This is a genomic window from Desulfocastanea catecholica, from assembly GCF_054657295.1.
This window is the reverse complement of the sequence record NZ_BAAHYZ010000087.1, coordinates 1-2,253: the sequence shown is the minus strand read 5'-3', so window position 1 is coordinate 2,253 and position 2,253 is coordinate 1. Positions and strand designations below refer to the sequence as shown.

Here is a 2,253-nt window from a genome sequence, read left to right as displayed (position 1 = left end):
GCTCGCCGCCATCGGCACCCTCGCCGCCATCGGCACCCTCGCCGCCATCGGCACCCTCGCCGCCATCGGCACCCTCGCCGCCATCGGCACCCTCGCCGCCTCGATTGCCCATGAGCTGAACAATCCGCTGCAGGGCGTGCTCAATGTCCTCAAGGGCGTCAGACGCCGGATTTCTCTCGAATCGGAAGACAACGAACTGATGAACATAGCGGTCGATGAATGCCAACGCATGCGCAACCTGCTCAAGGCACTGCAGGATTTCAACCGGCCGACATCCGGCACCCGTGCGCCTCTCGATCTGCACAGCACGCTGGACAGCGTCCTGCTGCTCTACAAAAAGAAGTTTGACACAAGAAATATCCGGGTCGAGAAGCACTATGGAGAGCATATACCCATCCTGTATGGCATCGCCGACCAGATCAAACAGGTGGTCATGAATATTCTCGCCAACGCCGTCGATGCCTGTGAAGGCGGGGGCATTATCTGCATCAGCACGGAAACGGAGCAGTCATGCATCACGCTCAGCATCAAGGATAACGGGGTCGGTATCAATCCGCTGCACCAGGCCCGTATCTTCGAGCCGTTTTTTTCCACCAATGCCGAGGTCAAAGGGACCGGACTCGGCCTGTCCGTCAGTTATGGCATCATCAGGCATCACAACGGCACCATCACGGTGCACAGCAGCCGGGGCAACGGTTCGGAATTTCGCATAAAACTGCCCGTAAGAGGCCCGGACCGCGCCAGATAAAGGCTTATCCGCCGTCAGCGCAACGCCGCTGTCACCCGCCACCGAAGCCTTACCAATACCGCCGTGATAGCAATAGACCATGGTCATTCCGGGCTTCATCCGCACGCCATATCTAACCTAGCCCGGCTGACAACCAATGGGTAGTCTGCCTCACCATTCTTTTCCTGATTTTGTGACCCACGCAATGGGTGTCAGGAAAAACCTCAAAATGTAAATTTGGTAAGCTTTATACCATTGCCAGTACAAATCTTTGATACAATATACTGGCTGCACGGACTGAAAATTCGTATGTCCCGCTGGGTCCCGGCACCATTGGGATAAGACACCCATGGCAGAAATGCTGTAGGTGTCTTTTTTTTGCTCCGGTCGCGGTCCGAGGTGTGGGGAAGGTGACTCCTTCAGGTCGGATAGCATTTTGTCCGGCAACAGAGCAGCCAGATAACGTAAGGTCACCAAATGAGAGTCGGTTCTGTCTTGCTCGCCGTTTTACCCTGCTCTGTTTGTATCTGTTTTTTTTCGTCGTTCTGTATCCTTATCGCTGCCCTTTATTGACTTGTTACCTCATGAGCGCTACTAGACAATGCTAGGTGTTGTGACCTGTCTAGATTCCAGATTAATTAGAAAGACTGAAGTTTTTCAGGGAGGATTGACGATGTATAAGACATTTATGGCAGTAGTGCTGGCATTTTTATTAAGTGTTCTAATTCTAGGTAACGCGTTGGCAGATGACGTGTGCCAGGCAACTTATGGCAATGGAGAAAATCTTTTTACACTTGCCACCGGCAGCCCGGGGGAACTTGGTCTTCTTGAAAAGCTGGCGGAGATTTTCAACAAGGAACAGAGTACGACAATGTGCTGGATAAAAGCTGGATCGGGTAAATCCCTCGCCCTTCTGAAAGACAAAAAGGTTGATCTGATTCTGGTTCATGCGCCGGCTGCAGAGAAACAGGCCGTCGCAGATGGTTGGGCGATTAAACGCACCCTGATCGGTTCGAATGAATTTTATATCGTCGGGCCGGAAAACGATCCGGCGAATATCCGTGAGGCGAGTTCTGCCGCCAATGCCTACAAGCGTATCGCTGAAGCAAAGGCGCCATTTCTCTCTCGCGGCGATAATTCAGGAACGAACAAGAAAGAACTTGCGATCTGGAAAAAAGCCGGTGTTGCTCCAGAGGGCGACTGGTATATCATCACCAGGGACTTCATGTTGGCAACTCTCAAGAAAGCAGATGAGATGGGCGGATATTTTATGACCGATTCCTCAACATGGGTTGCAGGCAAAAAAGAATTACAGAATCTAGCCGTACTTTTTAAGGGCGATCCTTTTCTCATCAATACTTACCACGGTCTTTGTCAGCCGGAAGGCGTGACCCCGGGGCAGCCTCTTGCTTCCAGATTTATCGATTTTATCAGTTCAGAAACCGGCCAGAAAATCATCGGAAGCTATGGACAGAGCATGTATGGCGAGGCCATGTATAATGACGCTGTATATGCGAGCCAGTATG

General features: G+C 51.8%; 2 protein-coding genes. Both read left to right on the top strand.

What is annotated here, in order from left to right; genetic code table 11:
* Nucleotides 1-748, top strand: a 748-nt coding sequence (locus ACYQ8U_RS22875) for a sensor histidine kinase (RefSeq protein WP_459947872.1), incomplete at its 5' end; no start/stop codon positions are given.
* 667 nt (nt 749-1,415) lie between these two features.
* Nucleotides 1,416-2,253: ABC transporter substrate-binding protein (locus ACYQ8U_RS22870; protein WP_459947873.1), on the top strand; the 838-nt coding region annotated here is incomplete at its 3' end.